Here is a 17,932-nt window from a genome sequence, read left to right on the forward strand (position 1 = left end):
CTTTGGCGAAGGGTGGTGGTGGGGGCCTTCGGTCGTTCGGTCACTCAAACCAAGCACATATGTGCATACCCTAGCACTCGTGGGGAGGTGGCTCGCGAAGCGAGACGGAGGGGTTCCAGCGCAGTCGAATCCTTACCGTCCGCGCCGCAACTCCGCCCTTACCGGCCCGTCCCCTCCCCTCCTCACACCGTTGTGAGTCGCCAAGTCTTTCGCTGCAGCGCAACCTTCGCTATCCTGCCATTGGGACGGGCGAACCGGAGTCACAGATGTTGAAACTGCACGGCTATTGGCGCTCCAGCGCTGCCTACCGCGTCCGCATTGCCCTCAATCTGAAGAACCTGCCCTACGAACAGGTCACCCATGATCTGCGGACCGGCGCCCAGAACAGTGCAGCCTATAAGGCCTTGAATCCACAGGGCCTTGTGCCGGCACTGGAACACGACGGCGAGGTTATTACCCAAAGCACTGCCATCCTCGAATGGCTGGAGGAACGTTTCCCCGAGCCCGCCCTGTTGCCGGCGACGCCCGACGCCCGTGCGGCGGTGCGCGCCATGGCCGCCCTGATCGCCTGCGATATTCATCCGCTCAATAATCTGCGGGTTCTGAAAACCCTGAAACATGACCTGTCCGCCGGCGAGGACGTCATCAAGCGCTGGACCAAGGGCTGGATCGCCGAAGGCTTTTCGGCGCTGGACCAGTTGATCGCTCAACAGGGCCACGGCTTCTGCTTCGGCAATACGCCGACCCTGGCCGACTGCCTGCTGGTCCCGCAAATGTTTTCGGCCCAGCGCTTCGAGGTCGACCTGAAGCCCTATCCCAATATCCGCGCGGTAGGCGAACACTGCGCCGACCTGCCGGCCTTTAATCGCGCCCATCCCCGCCACCAGCCCGACGCGGACACGGTCAACGCTTGACGAACCAGCGCGTCTTTGTCACCCCGGCCGGCGTCAGTTTGGGCCCGCTCGACCAGATTGCTCCGGGAGGCGCGCGCAATTTCGTTTTGCAGATCGGCGAGGCCTATTTTCATGGCTTCGTCGTTCGCCAGGAGACGCAGGTCTATGGCTATGTCGATCGCTGCCCGCACGCCGGCATGCCGTTGGCCCAGGAACTGGACGATTACCTGACGCCCCAAGGCGACCTGATCGTCTGTTCATGGCACGGCGCCTTGTTTCGCATTGCCTCGGGGCTTTGCATCGGCGGCCCATGCGGCGGGCAGTCGCTGACCCGATGGCCGGTCACAGTCAAGGACGACCAGATCGTAACCGCGTAGCTACCACCGCCCCGGCACAGGCACAAAGCGAAACGCCCCCGGTACGTCGTCGGCCCGAATTTCAAACGATTCCAGCTGGTTCAGCATAAATTCCCGATGGCAAAAGTCATAGAAGCTTTGCCGGGCGTGCGCAGAGGCGAGGTCCGAAACCGCTGTTACCAGTGCGTCCAGTCGCACCTTGAGTTTTGTGGCGGCATAACCGATCAAAACCAGGCACCTGATATTTTCACGGTAATCCGTCCTGAAGCCCTCGATAATATGCAGGGTCAGGGCGTCCCTGAGCACGGACGGATCATTTTGATTGATCGCCGTTTCCGCGAGATATCCACTGAGTCCCAGCAATTTCATGCCGACGGAGGTGTTGACCAGCGCCGCCGAAGCCACCTCTCTTTCAGACTTCGACATTTTCCGAAACGCCCCGGCAAGGCGTGAAGCGGTCCCGAGCTGTACCTCAGCCGGCGGCCGGCGACGCAGGCTCAGCCCTTCAAGACCGGCGATCTCAGCGCGAAAATCCTCAACAGCATTCATGACAAGAGGCTCATGGATCTGGGAACGATGACGAGCAACAGCTTATCACAAAAACGCAGATGATTGCCTACTCACGCGATCAAGTCTTAGATGGAGGTATGAGTTATTACCACCCAGCCGTTCGGAAAGCCGTCCATGTCCAAACCACGTCTCATTCTGCCCCTGCTACTCTGTCTGGCAGGTCTCGGTCTGCGTGCCGGCCTGCATGCTTTTGACGCCTACGCCGTCCAGCACTACACCGACAACGGGGCAGCCTTGCTATGGGTCGTTCCGCCTTCGTCGATCTACCTGTGGATCATCGGCCTGACCAGTTGGGCTCTGGCTATCGGCGGCACAGTCTGGTTTATCGCGTCGATTGTTCGCAGACTGACGCTGCGTCGCGCTACATGATCGCAGCACGTCTGCTGCACGCCCCCACTGGTTCGGCGAAACTATGTGCTTGTCAGTCAGCAGGTTTTGGCCTGATACTGCCTGTATCAGTAAAAACGGGCCGCTCGATCGGGAGGCGCACGCCCGTTCATTCAGCCGGGGGAAGAATGACACAGTTCCGCAAGTCCATGATCCGTGCAACCGCGATAGCCGGAATATTGCTACTCGCGTCCTGCGCCACGGGCCAGTCCTATCAGGGTCTGACAGCTTCTGAACCCGGTGCGGAGGTGACCTTCGCCAAGAGTTACCAGGGCCTGAGAGTTGGCGTGTCGGCGTTGCAAATGTATATGCTGAGTACAAGTCAAAACTGCGAAAACCTGAAGCTGGCAGCGAGCTTCACCTGGACCAATGGGGCTGAGAAAACATTGCGGCTTCCGGCGGGGGCGCCGACCTATATCTATAGCCAGACCAGCTATCTTTACACCAGCAGCGTCTCGATGATCGCCGGCAGTCCGGCCGCCAATGTTGCAAGCGAAAAATGCGGGAACGCGGTGCAATTCACGCCCGAGGCCGGCCATGCCTATTCCGTACGCCAGACGACGAGTTTCCGCGTCAAGACCTGTCCGATTGATATCATCGACAAGGCGACCGGGACCAGCGTTTCGGATCTCAAGCCGGCGCCGAAAATGGCCCAATGCGCCTCCTACACCGGATAGCGGCTGCGCGGCGTTTAAGCTCGCAATATTGCAGATTATTGCATTTTCCCGGGGGCTATGTTAACCGCCGAACATGTCAGCCAGCCATAAGATTACACAGCAACCCGCGGAACCGCTGGCTTCCGTTTGCCTTGCTGTATCCCCGCCTGATTTGACCAGGGTCGGCCTCGCCGGAGCGCCGCCCCCACCGGCCGCGCTCAACGCGCTGCACTAACCTACCCGGTCAAAAGTCTCGTGTCGTCACGGGACGCAAACTCAATTCAGGTGTTATCATGCTAAATCGTCTTGCGTCGGCCCTGGGGCCAACGACGGTCTTCGTCTTGCTGTGGAGCAGCGGAGCCATTGTCTCCGAAATCGGACTTCGGCACGGCTCGCCCTTTGCCCTGCTGATCTGTCGCTACCTGATCGCGTTCGTCGTTCTGGTCGGCCTTGCCGCCTGGAACCGTAAGCTGCTGCCGGCAGCGGGAACGCGGCTGAGGGCTTTTCTCACCGGCTTCTGTATGGCGGGCCTCTATTCGACCTGCTACCTCTTCGCGCTTGATAAGGGCATAACGCCGGGCGCACTGGCCACCTTGCTCGGCATTCAGCCCATACTCACGCTCTTTCTTACTGAGCGTAAGATTACCAGGGCCCGTCTTGTCGGGTTGCTCCTGGCCATTGTCGGCCTTGGCTTTGTCGTATCGGAAGGCCTGATGTCGATGCGATTCAATATCGTGGGCTTGATGTTCGCCGCCCTTTCCCTGGCCGGCATTACCCTCGGCTCCATTCTGCAGAAGCAGGAAAAACAGGCGCCGTGGGAAGTGCTGCCCGCTCAGTACGCGGCGGGCCTGCTGTTCGCAGGTGCTGTTTCACCCTTTGGCCCGTTCCATGCATCGTGGGATGTGGGTTTCGTCCTGCCGGTCCTGTGGCTGGGCCTGGTGATTTCCGTCGGCGCGACCTTCCTGCTCTATCGCTTGATCGCGCGCGGCAATCTCGTCGATGTCACCAGCCTGTTCTATCTGGTGCCGGGCGTCACTGCGGTCATGGATTGGTTGGTTCTGGGCAACCCGATGTCGGCGCCGGCGATTATGGGCCTGGGCCTGATCGTCACCGGACTCATGCTGGTGTTTCGGCGACCGCGGGTTTGAGACAGAGACGCGGCGAGCGGAAGGAAAAACGCCTTCCGCTCGCCAATAGCCGGGCCAGGGTGATAGGAATATCCGAACCTAGTGATGATCACCGTCTTCGTCGTCGTGTTCATGTTTCAGCCAGGTGCAGAGTTCTGGCGGCAACAGCTTCTCATAGGCGTCGTCACTGCCGACAAACTCGCCCAGATCCTCGACACTGACAAATCCGACATTGGGAAACTTGCTGGCCGCCCGGCGCAGGAAGCGGAAGTCCGCATTTCCGATGCCGACCATGATGTAGTAGATCTGCGATTCCGCGTGTTCAGCCTCGCTCAGTATCTCCCAGGCGGCCTCGTGATCGGAGTTCTCGCCATCGGTCAGGAAGTAGTTGATGGCCGGCGTTCCTGAGCGCGTTTCCTCACCATAGGTCTCACGCGTCAGTCCGAAGATCATGCCGAGCAAGCCACCCGGTGAATTTTCTTCGATCAGGCCATAGGCCATCAGGTTGGACCTCAGCACGGGAGCGTAGTCCGTCGTGCCGCCAATAATGCCGTTCAGGCTCGCGTTCGTCAGGATTTCGCGTTCCACATAGTCCGTGTAGTTTTTTGCCGTGACGGGCCTGATCGAAGCCATGTTCTCACCGCCGGAAAACACCCAGGTGTCGATGCGTCCGTCATCGTCGAAATAGAGGGCCACAGGCAGGATACGTTCGATGGCCGACTGCACGGCGCCCGAAAGGTAGAGATTTTTCATCGAACCCGAGACATCGATATTGATCCCGACCTGCGCCGGGATCCGCTCGTGAATACCCTGTTTTTGCAGAACAAAACCGACGCGCCGGATTTCCTCTTCGGGCTTCTGCAATTTGAACGTGGTCATGGGCTTCCCTTTCGCTGAATCTGGCCGTCAGTTTGGCCGCTTTAGGTGTGACAAAAGTTGCTGGTGGGCTTTGAGAGCGGCTTCGAAAATCCCGCTGTCCTGCGATTTCATACGCCTGGCCAGGAGGGCGGCGGAAAACGCCGCGTACCAGGCCGGCAATTCTTCGCGCGTAAAATTCTTCCCGGACAGCCCGAACTCATCCATGCTGCGCGCGAGCACCTTAAGGGTCTGCTGGCCCACCTCAAGCGTCGCGCGCGTCGCAGACAGGCTGCTTTCGCGGTTAGCCAGAGCCTCTCTTTGCGATTGATAATGTACGGTCAGGCCCCGATCGTCGCGGATGGATGTGTCGATATAGGTGACGATAAAGCGACAGGCCAGGACATGCGCGCTGAGCGATTGCGACAGGGTGACATAGCGCCGCGAAAGCCGCTGAAGCGTTTCGGCAAAACTGTTGATCACCGGCATGCTGGCCTCAAGCGTCTGTGACAACGCCTTGATCCTGGCAAATTCCACCGCAAAACTGCGCTCGGTCAACCCGCCCTGAAAAAACTGCTTCAGCTTTTTCAGGGGGCCGGGGCTGCCGGCAAACACCTGTTCCGGATCGAGTTTTTCCAGGCGGTCAATCAGTTCGAGATAGTTGGTCTTGATCGACGTCAGGGCGTCATCGCTGACCAGGTCAAGCTCGGCCTCGGCGAGCTTGCCATGCTCCGACTGCAGGGCCGCGCCAAAACGCACCACGTCCTCGAAATGGTGATCGTCAAGATTGACGCCGTTCACCGCCTGCAAGGCCTCCGCCAGCACATGGGGCGCGGCGTCCGCGTCCAGCGCCTTCAACTGTTGAAGGTCGCAGGGAATGCGGTTGCGCGCCTTGCCGGCCGCCACTATTTTCGGCCGGTCGCTTTTTGCCGAAGGCGCCGTCGGGGTCCCAAACAATATGGCGGGCTTCTTTTCCAAATGCCTTGGGTCCCGCAGTTGACGTGCAAATTATTGCAGATAGGCGTTGATGACGTCACCAAGGCCGGCGTTCGAAGCGGCCCCCACGGCATGGAACTTCCACGAACCGTCCTCCTGCTTGATGAAGGACGCCACCTGAATGGTCGTCTTGCCGGCAAATTCGGAGGTCAGTTGATAACGGCACAGTTCGGAGTCCATGGCGTCACAGACCTCGATATAGGCATTTCTGACCTTGCCGAAATGCTGGTTCTTGCGTTCGGCTTCGTGGATGGAGGCCCAGACCGCGAGCTCGGAAATTTCGTCGGGCAGTTTTGCCAGCTCGATCTTGAACTCCTCGCGGAAACCCTCGTCATGATGTCCGCCGCCATGACCGGCCTCTTCTTCCTCGCCTTCCTCTTCCTTATGGCCCATGCCGCCACGTCCCGTGCGATCGTCACGTTCATGCCACATCGATCCGTCGTCGGTCTGAAACGAACCATCGGGGTTCTTGAGCAGTGAGCCCTCCCGGTTACCGGGCCCGCGGACAAAGGCATAGCACAGGGCGTGCGAACCATCATTGTAAAGGCGCGCCCGATTGGCGTCGCCGCGCGGATGCACCAGGGCAAAACAATGGACATCGAGATCGAAGGCTGCTTCCGAGCCTTCAGGCGGGTCCCAGACAAGGCCGGAATGGATCAACTGGATTTCTTTTTCGAGTTGAAAGGACTGGCCCTTGCTGAGCTTGAACGTCGCCATCGTGTAAATTCCCTATCGTTATCGCGCTTTTATCGACCAGGCCTTAAGAGGCAATCGGCCGATCGACAGCCAGTTGCCGCGCCTGTTCCAGCTTGACGCGGGCGGCGGCATAACGCTGCTTGTTGCGCTCACCTTCGGCTACAACCTTGTCCGCAATCACCCGCAGGCGCTGGGCCGCGCCGAGCACCAGGTCGGCATCGGCCAACCGCGCTTCGCCGGACGCCTTAGCGGCGTCGACCGACACGTTTTCCAGAACGTCCAGCCCGTAACCCTGCAGGGAAGCGCGAAGTTCACGCCGCATGAGGTTCATCTGCTGCACGGACTGCGTCTGGAACAGGGCATGCAGGCGGATCAGGATGGATTTCACATCGTTGAATTCGGCGTGGGCCGAGGTCACCGTGTCGGCCAGGGTCGCAAGGGCGGCGCCGCGCGCCAGGCCGATCGAATCAAGATCGGTCGGCGCCTTCGCATAGGCGCTCTCCAGGACCAGGACGCGGTTCTGGAAAAGATCGACCTTTTGCGCAAAATCCCGCGCCTGCTGGACCTTCAGCGGATCACCCGACTTGGCCAGTTCCGTCTGGTTGGCGAGTTCGGTCTGGGCCAGGGCCAGGATGTGCCGTCCGGCCTCGACATAGACGCCCAGGGATTCAATATTGTCGCGATAACCGTCGGCCAAGGTGCTCATGCGCGACACTTCACCAATCAGCTTGGTGGTCTCGCTTTCGATCTGGACTTCCATAGGCCTGATAAGATCGGCCAGCGACTTGGCCTTGCTTTGCAGCATGCCGCGCACCTCATCCGTCACCCGCTTCAGGCGGGCGGCCGGATCGCTCAGGCCAAGCGCCATCAATATCCGTTCGAAGAACCCGGCCTGCAGCTTCTTGCGAATGCTCTGTTCAAGTTCCCCCAGGTCGGCCCCGTTTACCCCATCCTTGATGGTGCGGAACAGTTCAAACAGGACGGGCGAATCGGCCTTGGTAATTTCCGAGAGAATATCGTCGAGCTTGGCGCCGAAGCTCGAAATCGCCTCCTGGCCGAAGGTGACGACCATATGCTCGGCCGTTTTGACCAGGGGCGCCTTGCGGGCCATGTCCTCGGCCACAACGCGCTTTTCGGGCGGCAGGATAACCTTGACCACCGCCGGCAGATTGCCCGTCGGTGCGGGCTGCAATTCGATCAGGGCGTCAGTTTCGGTCTTGGTTATTGTGGTATCCGACATTGCCATTGCTTCCCCATTCTGGCCCGACGTAACCTTTCACGTGGGCTTTTATCTATCTTTTTTCAAGCCACTATACACAGAAAAATCAGGAATCGCCTGTTTTGTGTTAGCGTCGAAACCCAAGTTACGACGAGACATCAGAGGGATTAATAATGGTAGCCCAGACCCGCTTCAACATCCAGGGCATGGACTGCGGCGCCTGCGCCCGAAAAATCGATACCGTCGTGCGCCGCATGCCGGGCGTCAAGGACGTCAATGTCTCGGTAACGTCCAATGCGATGACTGTGGTGCACGAGACCGGCGCCGCGGTGAATGAGGCCATCCCGCAAAAACTGAAAAGCCTGGGCTATGGCGCAACCCTGGCTCCGGTGAGTGCCGGAAACCTGAGCCCGCAGAAAATTGAACATGACCACCATGCCGGATGTGACGGCCATGATCACGAAGGTCATGACCACGCCCACGATCATGATCATGGGGAGCACGATCACGAGAGCCATGATCACGAGGGTCACGACCATGAGGACCATGATCACGAAGGTCACGACCATGAAGGTCACGATCACGAGGGCCATGACCATGCCGGGCAGGATCATGCCGAGGCAGCCGCAGACAACCGCGGCCATGTTCACGAGGCGCACGACGGTCCATGGTGGTCGTCCAACAAAGGCCGGTTGACGATCGCCGTCGCCCTTGCCTCGGCCGCCGCCTGGATCCTGAACCATTTCGTCCCTGAATACGGCAAATGGGCCTTCATTGCCGCCGTGCTCGTCGGCCTGCTGCCCATTGCCAAGCGGGCCTTCATGGCCGCAATCAACGGCGTCCCCTTCACGATTGAAAGCCTGATGACGGTGGCGGCGACGGGCGCCATGTTTATCGGCGCCACGCAGGAAGCGGCCTCGGTCATACTGCTGTTTCTGATCGGCGAAATGCTCGAAGGTGCGGCGGCCGGAAAGGCCCGCCAGAGCATCAAGGCCCTCACCTCGCTTATGCCCAGTACGGCCATGTTGCGTGACGGCGACAGCTTCCGGGAGGTTCCGGCCAGCACATTGCAGGTCGGCGATACCATCATGATTCCGCCGGGCGATCGCATCTCCGCCGACGGCGTCATTGCGTCCGGCGAAGGCAATATCAACGAAGCCTCGGTCACCGGCGAAAGCCTGCCGGTCTTCAAAAAGCCGGACGCCGTCGTTTTTGCCGGCACGGTCAATGAAGACGCCACCCTGCTGGTTCGCGTGACCGCCCAGGCTTCCGACAATACCATTGCGCGGGTGGTGCGCCTGGTTGAGGAAGCGCAGGAATCGAAGGCGCCGATGGAGCGCTTCATCGATCGCTTTTCCTACTACTATACGCCGGCGGTCTTTCTGACCGGGCTGCTGGTCGCCATTGTGCCGCCCCTGCTGTTGGGCGCCTCGTGGTCGGCATGGATCTACAAGGGCCTCGCTATTCTGTTGATCGGCTGTCCGTGCGCGCTGGTCATCTCGACACCGGCGGCGATTGCGGCATCGCTGTCGACGGGTGCGCGGCGCGGACTGTTGATCAAGGGCGGCGCGGCCCTCGAAGGCCTGGCCCGCATCACCACCGCCGCCATCGACAAGACAGGAACCCTGACGCAGGGCAAGCCCGTCATAACCGACATTATCGCGGTCACCGGCAGCGAACTCGACGTGCTGGCCATGGCCGCATCGCTGGAGGTGGGCTCAACCCATCCTCTCGCCACGGCCATCATGAAAAGGGCCGAGGCCGAAAAGCTGAAGATCGTCGCCGCAAGCTCCATTGTTGCCGTGGGCGGCAAGGGTGTGGTGGGCCAGGCGTCGGGCCAGTCGCTTTTCCTGGCCTCGTTACAGGCAGCCCAGGAAAAAGTACAACTCGATCCGACCGTCCTGAAGCAGATTGAAGCCCTGCATGGCGACGGCAAGAGCGTCTCCGTTCTGCTCGCGGATGCAAGCCTTGTCGGCATTATCGCCATGCGCGACGAACCGAGGGCCGATGTGAAGACGGGCCTGCAGGCCCTGCGCGATCTGGGCGTGTCGATCGTCATGCTGACGGGCGACAATCGCCGTACGGCGGAAGCTGTCGGGCGCGACCTGGGCATCGATGTGCGGGCTGAACTGCTGCCCGCCCAGAAGCTGCAAATCATCCGCGACCTGCAAAAGGCCGGGCAAAAGGTGGTGAAGGTCGGCGACGGGATCAATGACGCACCGGCCCTGGCCGCCGCCGATATTGGCATTGCCATGGGCGGCGGGACCGATGTTGCCCTTGAAACCGCCGACGCCGCCATTCTTCACGGCCGGGTTGGCGATATCGCGTCGATGATTCACCTGGCCAAGGCCACCATGGCCAATATCTGGCAAAACATCACCATATCGCTGGGGCTGAAGGTCGTTTTCCTCATCACAACTATACTGGGCCTGACCGGCCTGTGGCCCGCCATCCTGGCCGACACGGGCGCCACCGTCCTGGTCACGGCCAATGCGTTGCGGCTGCTGAAAAAGAAATAAGGCCTCGGCAGGCCTTCGCGGGTGCGCGGAAAATGTCGCACCCGCCCGTAATGCGTCACGTCCCAGCGCAAAATCTGTGATGTCGCAAATTCGTCGTTGAACCGACACCGAACCGTTGTGCATTTCTGCGACGAGCCCCCCTCGTTCCTGCGGCGCGCCTATATGCGCCCGCCTTCTTACTCGGGGTAGCCTTCATGTTCTCGACGTTTTCATCCAGCCTGAAGCACATGCTTCTGGTTTCCACGGCGCTTGTCGCCACCGGCCTGGCTGCGCCGGTCCTCGCCCAGGACGCTGCTTCGGCCGGCGATGGGCAAGATACGACCGACGTCGGCGACAAGACAATGACCACAGTCATCATCAAGGCCGAGCGCTCGCGCGCCGCCGCCAATGCCCCGACCAAGTCGAGCATCGACGCAACCCAGCCGCAGTCGATCATTTCGCGTCCCTATATCGAGCTGGTTGTTCCGGAAACCGGCGATTTCACCTCGGTTGCCAATATCGCGCCTTCGATCTCGGGCAACAGCGGCAACGGCGCCGGCTATTCCGATACCAAGTTGGTGCTGCGCGGTTTCCAGGACGGCGAATACAATGTCACCTATGACGGTATCCCCTATGGCGACACCAATGACCCGACCCACCACTCCAACACCTTCTTCCCCGCCTCGACCATCGGCGCCCTGACCATCGATCGCGGCCCGGGCGCGGCGGGCGACCTGGGCCAGGAGAATTACGGCGGCGCGCTGCACATGTTCTCGAACAAGGTGAAGGACGATTTCGGCTTTACCCAGAAGGTTTCTGTTGGCAGTTTCAATTCCTGGCAGACGGTGTCGATCCTGCAAACCGGCAAGATCGAGCGGCTGGGCGGCCTGAAGGTGCTGCTCAATCTGCAGGAACGGGGCACCGACGGCGCCCTCAGCTATTTCAGCCTGAAAAGCAGCAACCAGTCGATCAAGGCCGAACTGCCGCTGGGCGATCACTGGACCGCGTCGGCCTTGTTCACCCACAATATGAACTACAGCCACCAGCCCGATAATGACGGCATCACCAGGACCCAGGAAGCCCTGTACGGCAAGAACTTCTACCTCAACAACGACCCCAACAGCTATAACTACTACAAGTACAACAACATCCTGAAGCACACCGATTTCGGCTATGTTCGCGTCAATGGCGACCTGGGCGGCGGCTTCACGGTCGAAGATACGCTTTACACCTACTTCTATTCCAACAAGACGATCTCGGCCCTCGACGCCACAGGCGGCACCGGCTACGGCACGTCGGCCACCTCCACCCTGGCTCCCGATGGCGTGACCAGCGTCAAGGGCGTCCTCAAGGTCGCCGGGGCAGGCGCCGGCGACATCCCCGGCTACGACAAACTCAACCACTATACCGTCAACGGCAATATCCTGCGCCTCAACAAGCAGTTCAGCTTCGGCGTGCTGAAGGTCGGCGGCCTGATCGAAACCTCGGATACCGAGCGTCACCGCTATGACCTCGACATGAACTTCCAGGGGGTCGCCGGCAATATGGTCCGCGATCCGCGTGAAAAAGCGTGCACCGGTCCCCTGCCGGTTCCGGCCGCCGGCACGACAAACCTCCCCTGCCCAACCGACGACAAGTCGGTACAGCTCGATGAGCGTTCCTACTGGTGGCAATATCAGGTGTTCGGCGATTTCGCCTGGACCCCGACCGACAAGCTGACCATCACGCCGGGCCTGAAGATCGTCAACATGACCCGCGCCGTCTCGGGCAAGATCAAGGCCAAGCCGCTGGCCTATGTCGCCCCCTGGGCCAAGGCCAAGTATGGCGCCACCCTGCCCTTCCTGACGGTGAACTACAAACTTCAGCCCAACTGGTCGGTTTACGGTCAATACGCCAAGGGCTTCGTCCTGCCGCCGCTCAGCTCGCTCTATGTCAACACCCTGACCGTCAGCACGGGTGAACCGCAAACCACGGTCAACTATCAGGCCGGCACGGTCTACAACGCCGGTCGCTTCTCGATCGACGGCGATATCTACAAGATCGATGTCGACAACAAATACACCTGCAACAACGATATCTGCTTCAACCAGGGCAAGGTGGCGTACAAGGGCATCGAAGGCCAGGCCGCCTACGCCTTCGACTTCGGCCTGACCGCCTTTGTCAACGGCTCGATCAATGAAGCCAAAAACAACGACCCGACCCATGCCAATTTCAAGAAGACGATCGCCAAGGCGCCTGAGAGCACCTTCGCCATGGGCGGCATTTATCGCAAGGGCCCGCTGAACCTGGCCCTGACCTACAAGGTGGTGGGTGAACAATGGGCCGATGACGCCCAAAGCGCGGCCTACAAGCTCGAGGCCTACAATGTCGCCGATTTCGCGATCTCGTACGACTTCGGCCATGTTTCCGCCAAGCTGGGCGTTGACAACCTGTTCGACAGCCGCGCCACGACCAAGGTCGCCATCAACGGCCTGGTCGGCGCCTACAACACCGACCAGTACTTCTTCCAGTCGCCGCGCAATGTCATGCTGACCCTGACCGGCAAGTTCTAAACGACCGTCGGCCGAAAGCGTTGAAGGGGCGCGGATGGTGAAAACCACCCGCGCCCTTTTCGCGTCTGGTCAGATGGGCTGAAATTTTTGGCGTTCAGGATTATTGACGTAAGTATCGCAAACGACGCAGGCCCATGTAGGACCATGTCATGAATGCAAATCGCAAGATCGGACGAGCACCTTGCGGCCTTCAACCGCTAGATGGAGGCGCCACGGAGGACAAGACGATGACAGCGGCGCTTCACAACTACCATACCCGAATGCAGCGGGTGCTGGACTACATAGACCAGCATCTCGACGGCACTCTGGACCTGGACACGTTGAGCGGTGTCGCGGCCTTCTCGAAGTTCCATTTTCACCGGCAGTTTACGGCGACCTTCGAGTTGTCCGTACATAGCTATGTCCAGCTGGCCCGTATGAAGCGCGCTTCACACCGGCTGGCCTATCGCGACGCCGAAAGCGTCACGGACATAGCGATGGATGCCGGTTACGATGCACCCGACGCCTTCGCCCGCGCCTTTCGGCAAAGGTTCGGGCAATCGCCTTCGTCGTTCCGCAAGTCGCCCGACTGGGAGCCGTGGTTTTCGGCCTTTGAGCCTCTCGACAATGCAAGGAGCAAAATCATGCAGAAGACCTTTACCCCTGACGACGTGACACTTCGCGACGTATCCCCGACGCCGGTGGCGATCATGGAGCATCGCGGCGATCCGGCGACGCTTGGCGCCACCATCCAGCGCTTCATCGCCTGGCGCAAGGCGGCAGGCCTGCATCCAAAGACAAGTCCGACCTTCACGGTTTGGCGTTCGGAGCGGCGCCCGACCTCGCCTGCCGATTACAGCGCCGACCTGTGCGTCGGAACCGACCGACCGATGGACCCCAACGACGATCAAGTGAAGGCCGGCGTGATCCCGGGCGGACGCTGCGCCGTGCTGCGCGTCGTCGGCAATACCGACAATCTGGAGCCCGCCGCGCTCTACCTGTATCGCAACTGGCTTCCGGCCAGCGGCGAGGAAGCCCGCGACTTCCCGATCTATTGCCAGAGGCTGAGCTTCTTCCCGGAGGTACCGGAGAACGACGCTGTGGCGGAGCTGTTCCTGCCGCTGAAATAGGGCGTTTTCACCGCAATTCGGCCTGCGGCGGTCAATCGCAGCCGCGGGTCTCGTTTTCACACAGGCTCGCCCAAGCGCGGCAGTTGGCCATCGACCACACCTTGCCAGTCATAAATGTTGTGTACTCACAACATTTTTATTGACGGTCGCGCGAGGCAATGTAATGTATACACAACATTATGTTAGAAGGGCACAACAATATGTACAGCTGGCCAAGGTCTCCTGCTTACGTCGTCACGTCGCTATGTCTTTGGTTGATTTTCCTCGCTGCCATTTTCGGCGTTACCTGGGGCAAGTACAACGGCTGGCCTAAGGTCGCGCTGTGGGCTCTGGCAGCCGTGCCTGCCGTCACGGTCGTTATCCAGACCTTCATGGCCTACCGGCTTATTTCGAGACAGGATGAGTTCGTCCGCGCGCTCACAGCAAAACGTATGTTGGGTGCCATCGGAGCGACAATTGCCGTTGTCGTCGCCTACGGGCCTTTTCAGCAACTCCTTGGCGCACCCTACGTTCCCGTCTGGCTCATCTACCCGCTGTTTTGGTGCCTGTTCGGCCTGGTAAGCGGGTTTATCCGTGATGGCGGACGCGCATGAAGAGCAGGATGAAGGTTCTGCGGGCTGAGCGCGACCTTACCCAAGAGCAGCTTGCCGTCCTCATCAATGTCTCACGCTATGCCATCAACGCGCTTGAGACCGAGCGGCATGACCCGTCACTCGACCTTGCCTATCGCATTGCAGCTGCGTTCTCCCTGCCTGTCGAGCAAGTATTTCCCAACCCCTATTCGAAAGACTAACACGATGAGACTTCAAATCTCCTGGTTGGCCGCGGTCGTGGCCAGCCTCGCTCTAGCTTTGCCTGCGTTTGCCGGCGATTTTAAAAGCGACCGCATCACTGTCACTGTTCACGGCGAGGGGCGGGACGTTGTCCTGATTCCAGGCTTGTCGTCCTCGGCCGACGTTTGGGACTCAACGATCGCAGCCCTCCCCGGCTATCGTTATCACGTCGTCCAGGTAAAGGGGTTCGCAGGCACTCAGCCGGAAGCGAACGCAAGCGGTCCCGTCGTGGCGCCGGTCGCGGAAGAAATCGCCCGATATATCGGCACCGAAAAGTTGGAGAACCCTGCCTTGGTCGGTCATTCCATGGGCGGCACCCTGGGCATCATGGTTGCGGCCCGCCATCCGGGCCTGGCATCAAAATTAATGGTGGTCGATATGTTGCCCTTTATGGGGGCCATGTTCGCTCCGAATGCGACCCCGGAATCGGTCGCCCCTGTTGCAAGCCAAATTCGTGATGGCATCATCGGTGCGCCCGAGGCTTCGCGCAAAGCCATGGCCGAGCAAACGATTGCCGGCATGATCAAGGCGGAGTCCTTTCGTCCGATCGCCATCAAGCACTCGCTCGACAGCGACCCAGGCACATCGGGTCAGGCCATGTATGACCTTATCACGACGAACCTGTCCCCTGAACTTGCTAACATCCAGGTACCGCTGAGGGTGCTGTGGGTCCTGCCGCCAGGTGCGCCCATAACCGCTGAGCAGATGGAGGGTTATTATCGCATGGCTTACGCGAACGCGCCCGACGTGACGATGCGGCAAATCACCGACAGCTACCACTTCATCATGTATGACCAGCCCGAGGTGTTCCAGGCCGAGCTAAAGACCTTTCTGCAATAAGCCTGTGACGCCCCAGGAAAATGGGCACCCTTGCCGGCTTTCATCCAGGCCCCAAAAGCCTGGATGAAAGCTGTGACACAGGGCTGGCTCAGGAGCGTTCGTTCGCTTTGCGGGCCTGGCGTTTTCGGCGTCACAGCGTCACGCGCTGGCCCGTGTGACAACCTGTGACGGCCTGCCCGCTCCGACACGCCCAGGCGTCACACATGTCACACCCCCCTTATAGGGGTGTGACATGTGTGACGGTGTGACCGGGGGCACCCAAAAATAAATTTGCGTGTTAAGACATTAATATATTACCTTATTTATGCCAAAAACAGCCATTTTCATGTATTACAACAATTACTTGACATGCATTTGACGCGCTTCAAAAACCGTATTATCCAGTCATGACCGTCCAGCGATGGACAGGCCCGGGTTATCGGACACGATAATCCTGCGTAGCCATGAGCGCTTGGCGCTCCTCCCTCCACGACCTGCTAAAACCTCCTCTTCCCGCCTGCGGGGAGAGGGTGGCGCGAAGCGCCGGGTGAGGGGCATTCCACCGTCAAAACAGCCGGTGCGACCGTGCAGACCAGAGCTCCCGCTATCGGCAATGAACAGCTTCCCCCCGCACAGGATATCAACCGCCCCCTGACCGGGCCGCTGCATCTGCAGTGGAATGCCCCTCACCCGGCGCTTTGCGCCACCCTCTCCCCGTAAACGGGAAGAGGAGGTTTTATGCCCCTTTCCGCCGCTCCATCCGTCCAATCCTGAGGTAAAGCCATGAATGCCGTGACGTTAAACCTGGCCAGCGTCGAGGTCGAGCAGGCCCTGTGCGGGGCCTGCCTCAACATTCCGGCCGCCGTCAACAACGCCCACGGCGTCACGGCCAACCACTTCGCCTCCCCGGTCCTCGGCCGGATGTGGCAGCTCATCCAGGACCTGGCGCTGACCGGCGGCGATATCGCCCCCTCGGTCGTCGTGTCGCGCCTGAAGGCCGATCCGGAGTTCGCGTCCATGGGCGGCAAGGGCTATCTCGCCGACCTGATCGACAAGGCGCCCTGCTCGGCGACCAGATGGTGCGCGAACTGGCCAAGGGCGGACCGGTGGGGCATGTCCTGGCCTATTTCGGCGCCGAACTGGACAAGATCCAATCGCTCGACACCAAGACCTCGCGTTACGCGCCGGAGCCCTTCGCGGCGGTCGCTCCCGTGGCGTCGCCGTGGCTGATCAAGGGCGTCCTGCCGTCGAAAGGCGTCGGCTTTATCGTCGGCCAGACCAAGGCCGGCAAGAGCTTCCTGGCGCTCGATACCTGCCTGCGCCTGGCGGCCGGCGCACCGAAGATCTTCGGCGCAAAGGCCAGGCGCTCCGGGGTGGTCTATATCGCGGGCGAGGACGACAATGGCTGTCGCGCGCGCGTCCTGGCCTGGCGCCGGAAACACCACCGCGCAACCCCCATGCCGTTCGAGCTGATCGGCCAGGGGCTGAACCTGCTCGACCCTTCCGCCGTGCACGACCTGAAAAAGGCCCTGCACGCCGCGTCCGATCGCTTCGGCGCCATCGGCTGTCACCTCGACGTTATCGTGATCGACACCCTGTCACGCTGCGCACCGGGGGCCGATGAGAACAGCTCCGCCGACATGTCGCGGGCCTTCCACGCCCTGGAAGACATAGCCAGGTCGACCGGGGCGCTGGTCCTGGCCGTCGCCCACTTCGGCAAGGCCGGCGCTGACAAGGGTATCCGCGGCTGGTCCGGCCTTGACGCCAATTCGGACGCCACCCTGACCGTGGAACGCTCGACCGACGATGACGGTCTGCGCGTCGTCACCTTTGCCAAGGTCAAGAACGGCGTCGACGGCGGCCAGATTGCCTTTCGGCTGGAAGAGGTCGGGCTGGGCATGGTCGATGACGATGGCGACGAACTGACCTCATGCGTCGTGGCCTTTGAACCCCTATCGGACAGGCCTGAGCGGCAGAAGCGGTCACGTGTCCTGAGCCGGCCGGAACAGGTCGTTTTCGCCGCCATCTGCCATGTGACGGACCATGAAAAGACGCTGCCCCTGCCCGCTTCCATCGAGGGCCAAAAAACGTGGATGAAGGCTGTGACTCGGGAGCAGGTCAAGGCCCGATCCCTCGCCACCGGCCTTGCCGGCGACGACAAGGGCGGCACGGTCCGGATGCGCTTTTCTCGCGCCCTGGAAGGCCTTGGCGCGACCGGCAAGGTCAGGATCGAAGGGGATCTGGTGTGGTTGATTTAGAGCGACAGGGTCAGATCAGGTCACGTGTGACCGGCTGTGACGCCTCCCGTCTGCAGACCCGTCTACGGTCACAACAGTCACACACTCCCTATAGGGGTGTGACTGTTG

General features: G+C 60.5%; 18 protein-coding genes. 13 read left to right on the forward strand and 5 right to left on the reverse strand.

All coding sequences use genetic code 11. From position 1 onward, the window contains the following. Positions 1-266: 266 nt before the first annotated feature. Positions 267-914 carry a maleylacetoacetate isomerase gene (gene maiA / locus AC1DXO_RS09735; protein ID WP_476977931.1) on the forward strand — a complete coding sequence of 216 codons (648 nt, stop codon included), beginning with the start codon at positions 267-269 and terminating at the stop codon, positions 912-914. Next, positions 911-1,270: a Rieske (2Fe-2S) protein gene (locus AC1DXO_RS09740; protein WP_476977932.1), complete on the forward strand. Its 360-nt coding sequence runs from the start codon at positions 911-913 to the stop codon at positions 1,268-1,270. Before maiA ends, AC1DXO_RS09740 begins: the two co-directional genes overlap by 4 nt. Here the strand turns inward: AC1DXO_RS09740 and AC1DXO_RS09745 are convergent, their stop codons facing one another. Then, positions 1,271-1,798, reverse strand: coding sequence for a hypothetical protein (locus AC1DXO_RS09745; RefSeq protein ID WP_476977933.1), 528 nt, complete (start codon positions 1,796-1,798; stop codon positions 1,271-1,273). A 135-nt stretch (positions 1,799-1,933) separates the two neighbouring features. Between AC1DXO_RS09745 and AC1DXO_RS09750 the strand changes: the two genes are divergently transcribed. The 3 genes from AC1DXO_RS09750 to AC1DXO_RS09760 all read left to right on the forward strand — a co-directional run bounded on the left by AC1DXO_RS09750 (position 1,934) and on the right by AC1DXO_RS09760 (position 4,010). Further along, positions 1,934-2,188, forward strand: coding sequence for a hypothetical protein (locus AC1DXO_RS09750; RefSeq protein WP_476977934.1), 255 nt, complete (start codon positions 1,934-1,936; stop codon positions 2,186-2,188). A gap of 146 nt (positions 2,189-2,334) precedes the next feature. Next, positions 2,335-2,883: a hypothetical protein gene (locus AC1DXO_RS09755; RefSeq protein WP_476977935.1), complete on the forward strand. Its 549-nt coding sequence runs from the start codon at positions 2,335-2,337 to the stop codon at positions 2,881-2,883. 272 nt (positions 2,884-3,155) lie between these two features. Further along, complete coding sequence (locus AC1DXO_RS09760) at positions 3,156-4,010, forward strand: DMT family transporter (RefSeq protein WP_476977936.1); 855 nt, start codon at positions 3,156-3,158, stop codon at positions 4,008-4,010. A gap of 78 nt (positions 4,011-4,088) precedes the next feature. Here AC1DXO_RS09760 and AC1DXO_RS09765 read toward each other — a convergent pair whose 3' ends face one another. From AC1DXO_RS09765 to AC1DXO_RS09780, 4 genes are read right to left on the reverse strand one after another with little or no spacing between them, the layout of a single operon-like run. After that, positions 4,089-4,868 (reverse strand): VWA domain-containing protein, encoded by a 780-nt coding sequence (locus tag AC1DXO_RS09765; protein ID WP_476977937.1) that lies wholly within the window; start codon positions 4,866-4,868, stop codon positions 4,089-4,091. A 27-nt stretch (positions 4,869-4,895) separates the two neighbouring features. Continuing rightward, on the reverse strand, positions 4,896-5,822 hold the full coding sequence (locus AC1DXO_RS09770) for a hypothetical protein (RefSeq protein WP_476977938.1): 927 nt from the start codon (positions 5,820-5,822) through the stop codon (positions 4,896-4,898). Between the two features lie 30 nt (positions 5,823-5,852). Further along, positions 5,853-6,557, reverse strand: coding sequence for a TerD family protein (locus AC1DXO_RS09775; protein WP_476977939.1), 705 nt, complete (start codon positions 6,555-6,557; stop codon positions 5,853-5,855). Positions 6,558-6,600: 43 nt separating this feature from the next. Next, the gene (locus AC1DXO_RS09780) at positions 6,601-7,776 is read right to left on the reverse strand and encodes a toxic anion resistance protein (protein ID WP_476977940.1); all 1,176 of its coding nucleotides are present in this window, start codon (positions 7,774-7,776) and stop codon (positions 6,601-6,603) included. A gap of 152 nt (positions 7,777-7,928) precedes the next feature. On the opposite strand from AC1DXO_RS09780, the gene AC1DXO_RS09785 reads away from it, so the two are divergent. The 8 genes from AC1DXO_RS09785 (at position 7,929) to AC1DXO_RS09820 (ending at position 17,824) form a co-directional block, all read left to right on the forward strand. Continuing rightward, a complete protein-coding gene (locus AC1DXO_RS09785; protein WP_476977941.1) occupies positions 7,929-10,274 on the forward strand; it encodes a heavy metal translocating P-type ATPase in 2,346 nt (781 codons plus the stop codon). 194 nt (positions 10,275-10,468) lie between these two features. Continuing rightward, on the forward strand, positions 10,469-12,805 hold the full coding sequence (locus AC1DXO_RS09790; RefSeq protein WP_476977942.1) for a TonB-dependent receptor: 2,337 nt from the start codon (positions 10,469-10,471) through the stop codon (positions 12,803-12,805). 227 nt (positions 12,806-13,032) lie between these two features. Beyond that, on the forward strand, positions 13,033-13,914 hold the full coding sequence (locus tag AC1DXO_RS09795; protein ID WP_476977943.1) for an AraC family transcriptional regulator: 882 nt from the start codon (positions 13,033-13,035) through the stop codon (positions 13,912-13,914). Positions 13,915-14,114: 200 nt separating this feature from the next. Beyond that, entirely contained in the window at positions 14,115-14,507 is a 393-nt protein-coding gene (locus AC1DXO_RS09800) for a hypothetical protein (protein WP_476977944.1), read from the forward strand. Further along, the gene (locus AC1DXO_RS09805) at positions 14,504-14,707 is read left to right on the forward strand and encodes a helix-turn-helix transcriptional regulator (RefSeq protein WP_476977945.1); all 204 of its coding nucleotides are present in this window, start codon (positions 14,504-14,506) and stop codon (positions 14,705-14,707) included. Before AC1DXO_RS09800 ends, AC1DXO_RS09805 begins: the two co-directional genes overlap by 4 nt. A gap of 4 nt (positions 14,708-14,711) precedes the next feature. Continuing rightward, positions 14,712-15,587 carry an alpha/beta fold hydrolase gene (locus AC1DXO_RS09810; RefSeq protein ID WP_476977946.1) on the forward strand — a complete coding sequence of 292 codons (876 nt, stop codon included), beginning with the start codon at positions 14,712-14,714 and terminating at the stop codon, positions 15,585-15,587. Positions 15,588-16,349: 762 nt separating this feature from the next. Beyond that, positions 16,350-16,796: a DnaB-like helicase N-terminal domain-containing protein gene (locus AC1DXO_RS09815; RefSeq protein WP_476977947.1), complete on the forward strand. Its 447-nt coding sequence runs from the start codon at positions 16,350-16,352 to the stop codon at positions 16,794-16,796. Next, positions 16,778-17,824 (forward strand): AAA family ATPase, encoded by a 1,047-nt coding sequence (locus AC1DXO_RS09820; RefSeq protein WP_476977976.1) that lies wholly within the window; start codon positions 16,778-16,780, stop codon positions 17,822-17,824. Before AC1DXO_RS09815 ends, AC1DXO_RS09820 begins: the two co-directional genes overlap by 19 nt. Positions 17,825-17,932: the final 108 nt, after the last annotated feature.

The organism is Asticcacaulis sp. P2_C5 (assembly GCF_056404555.1).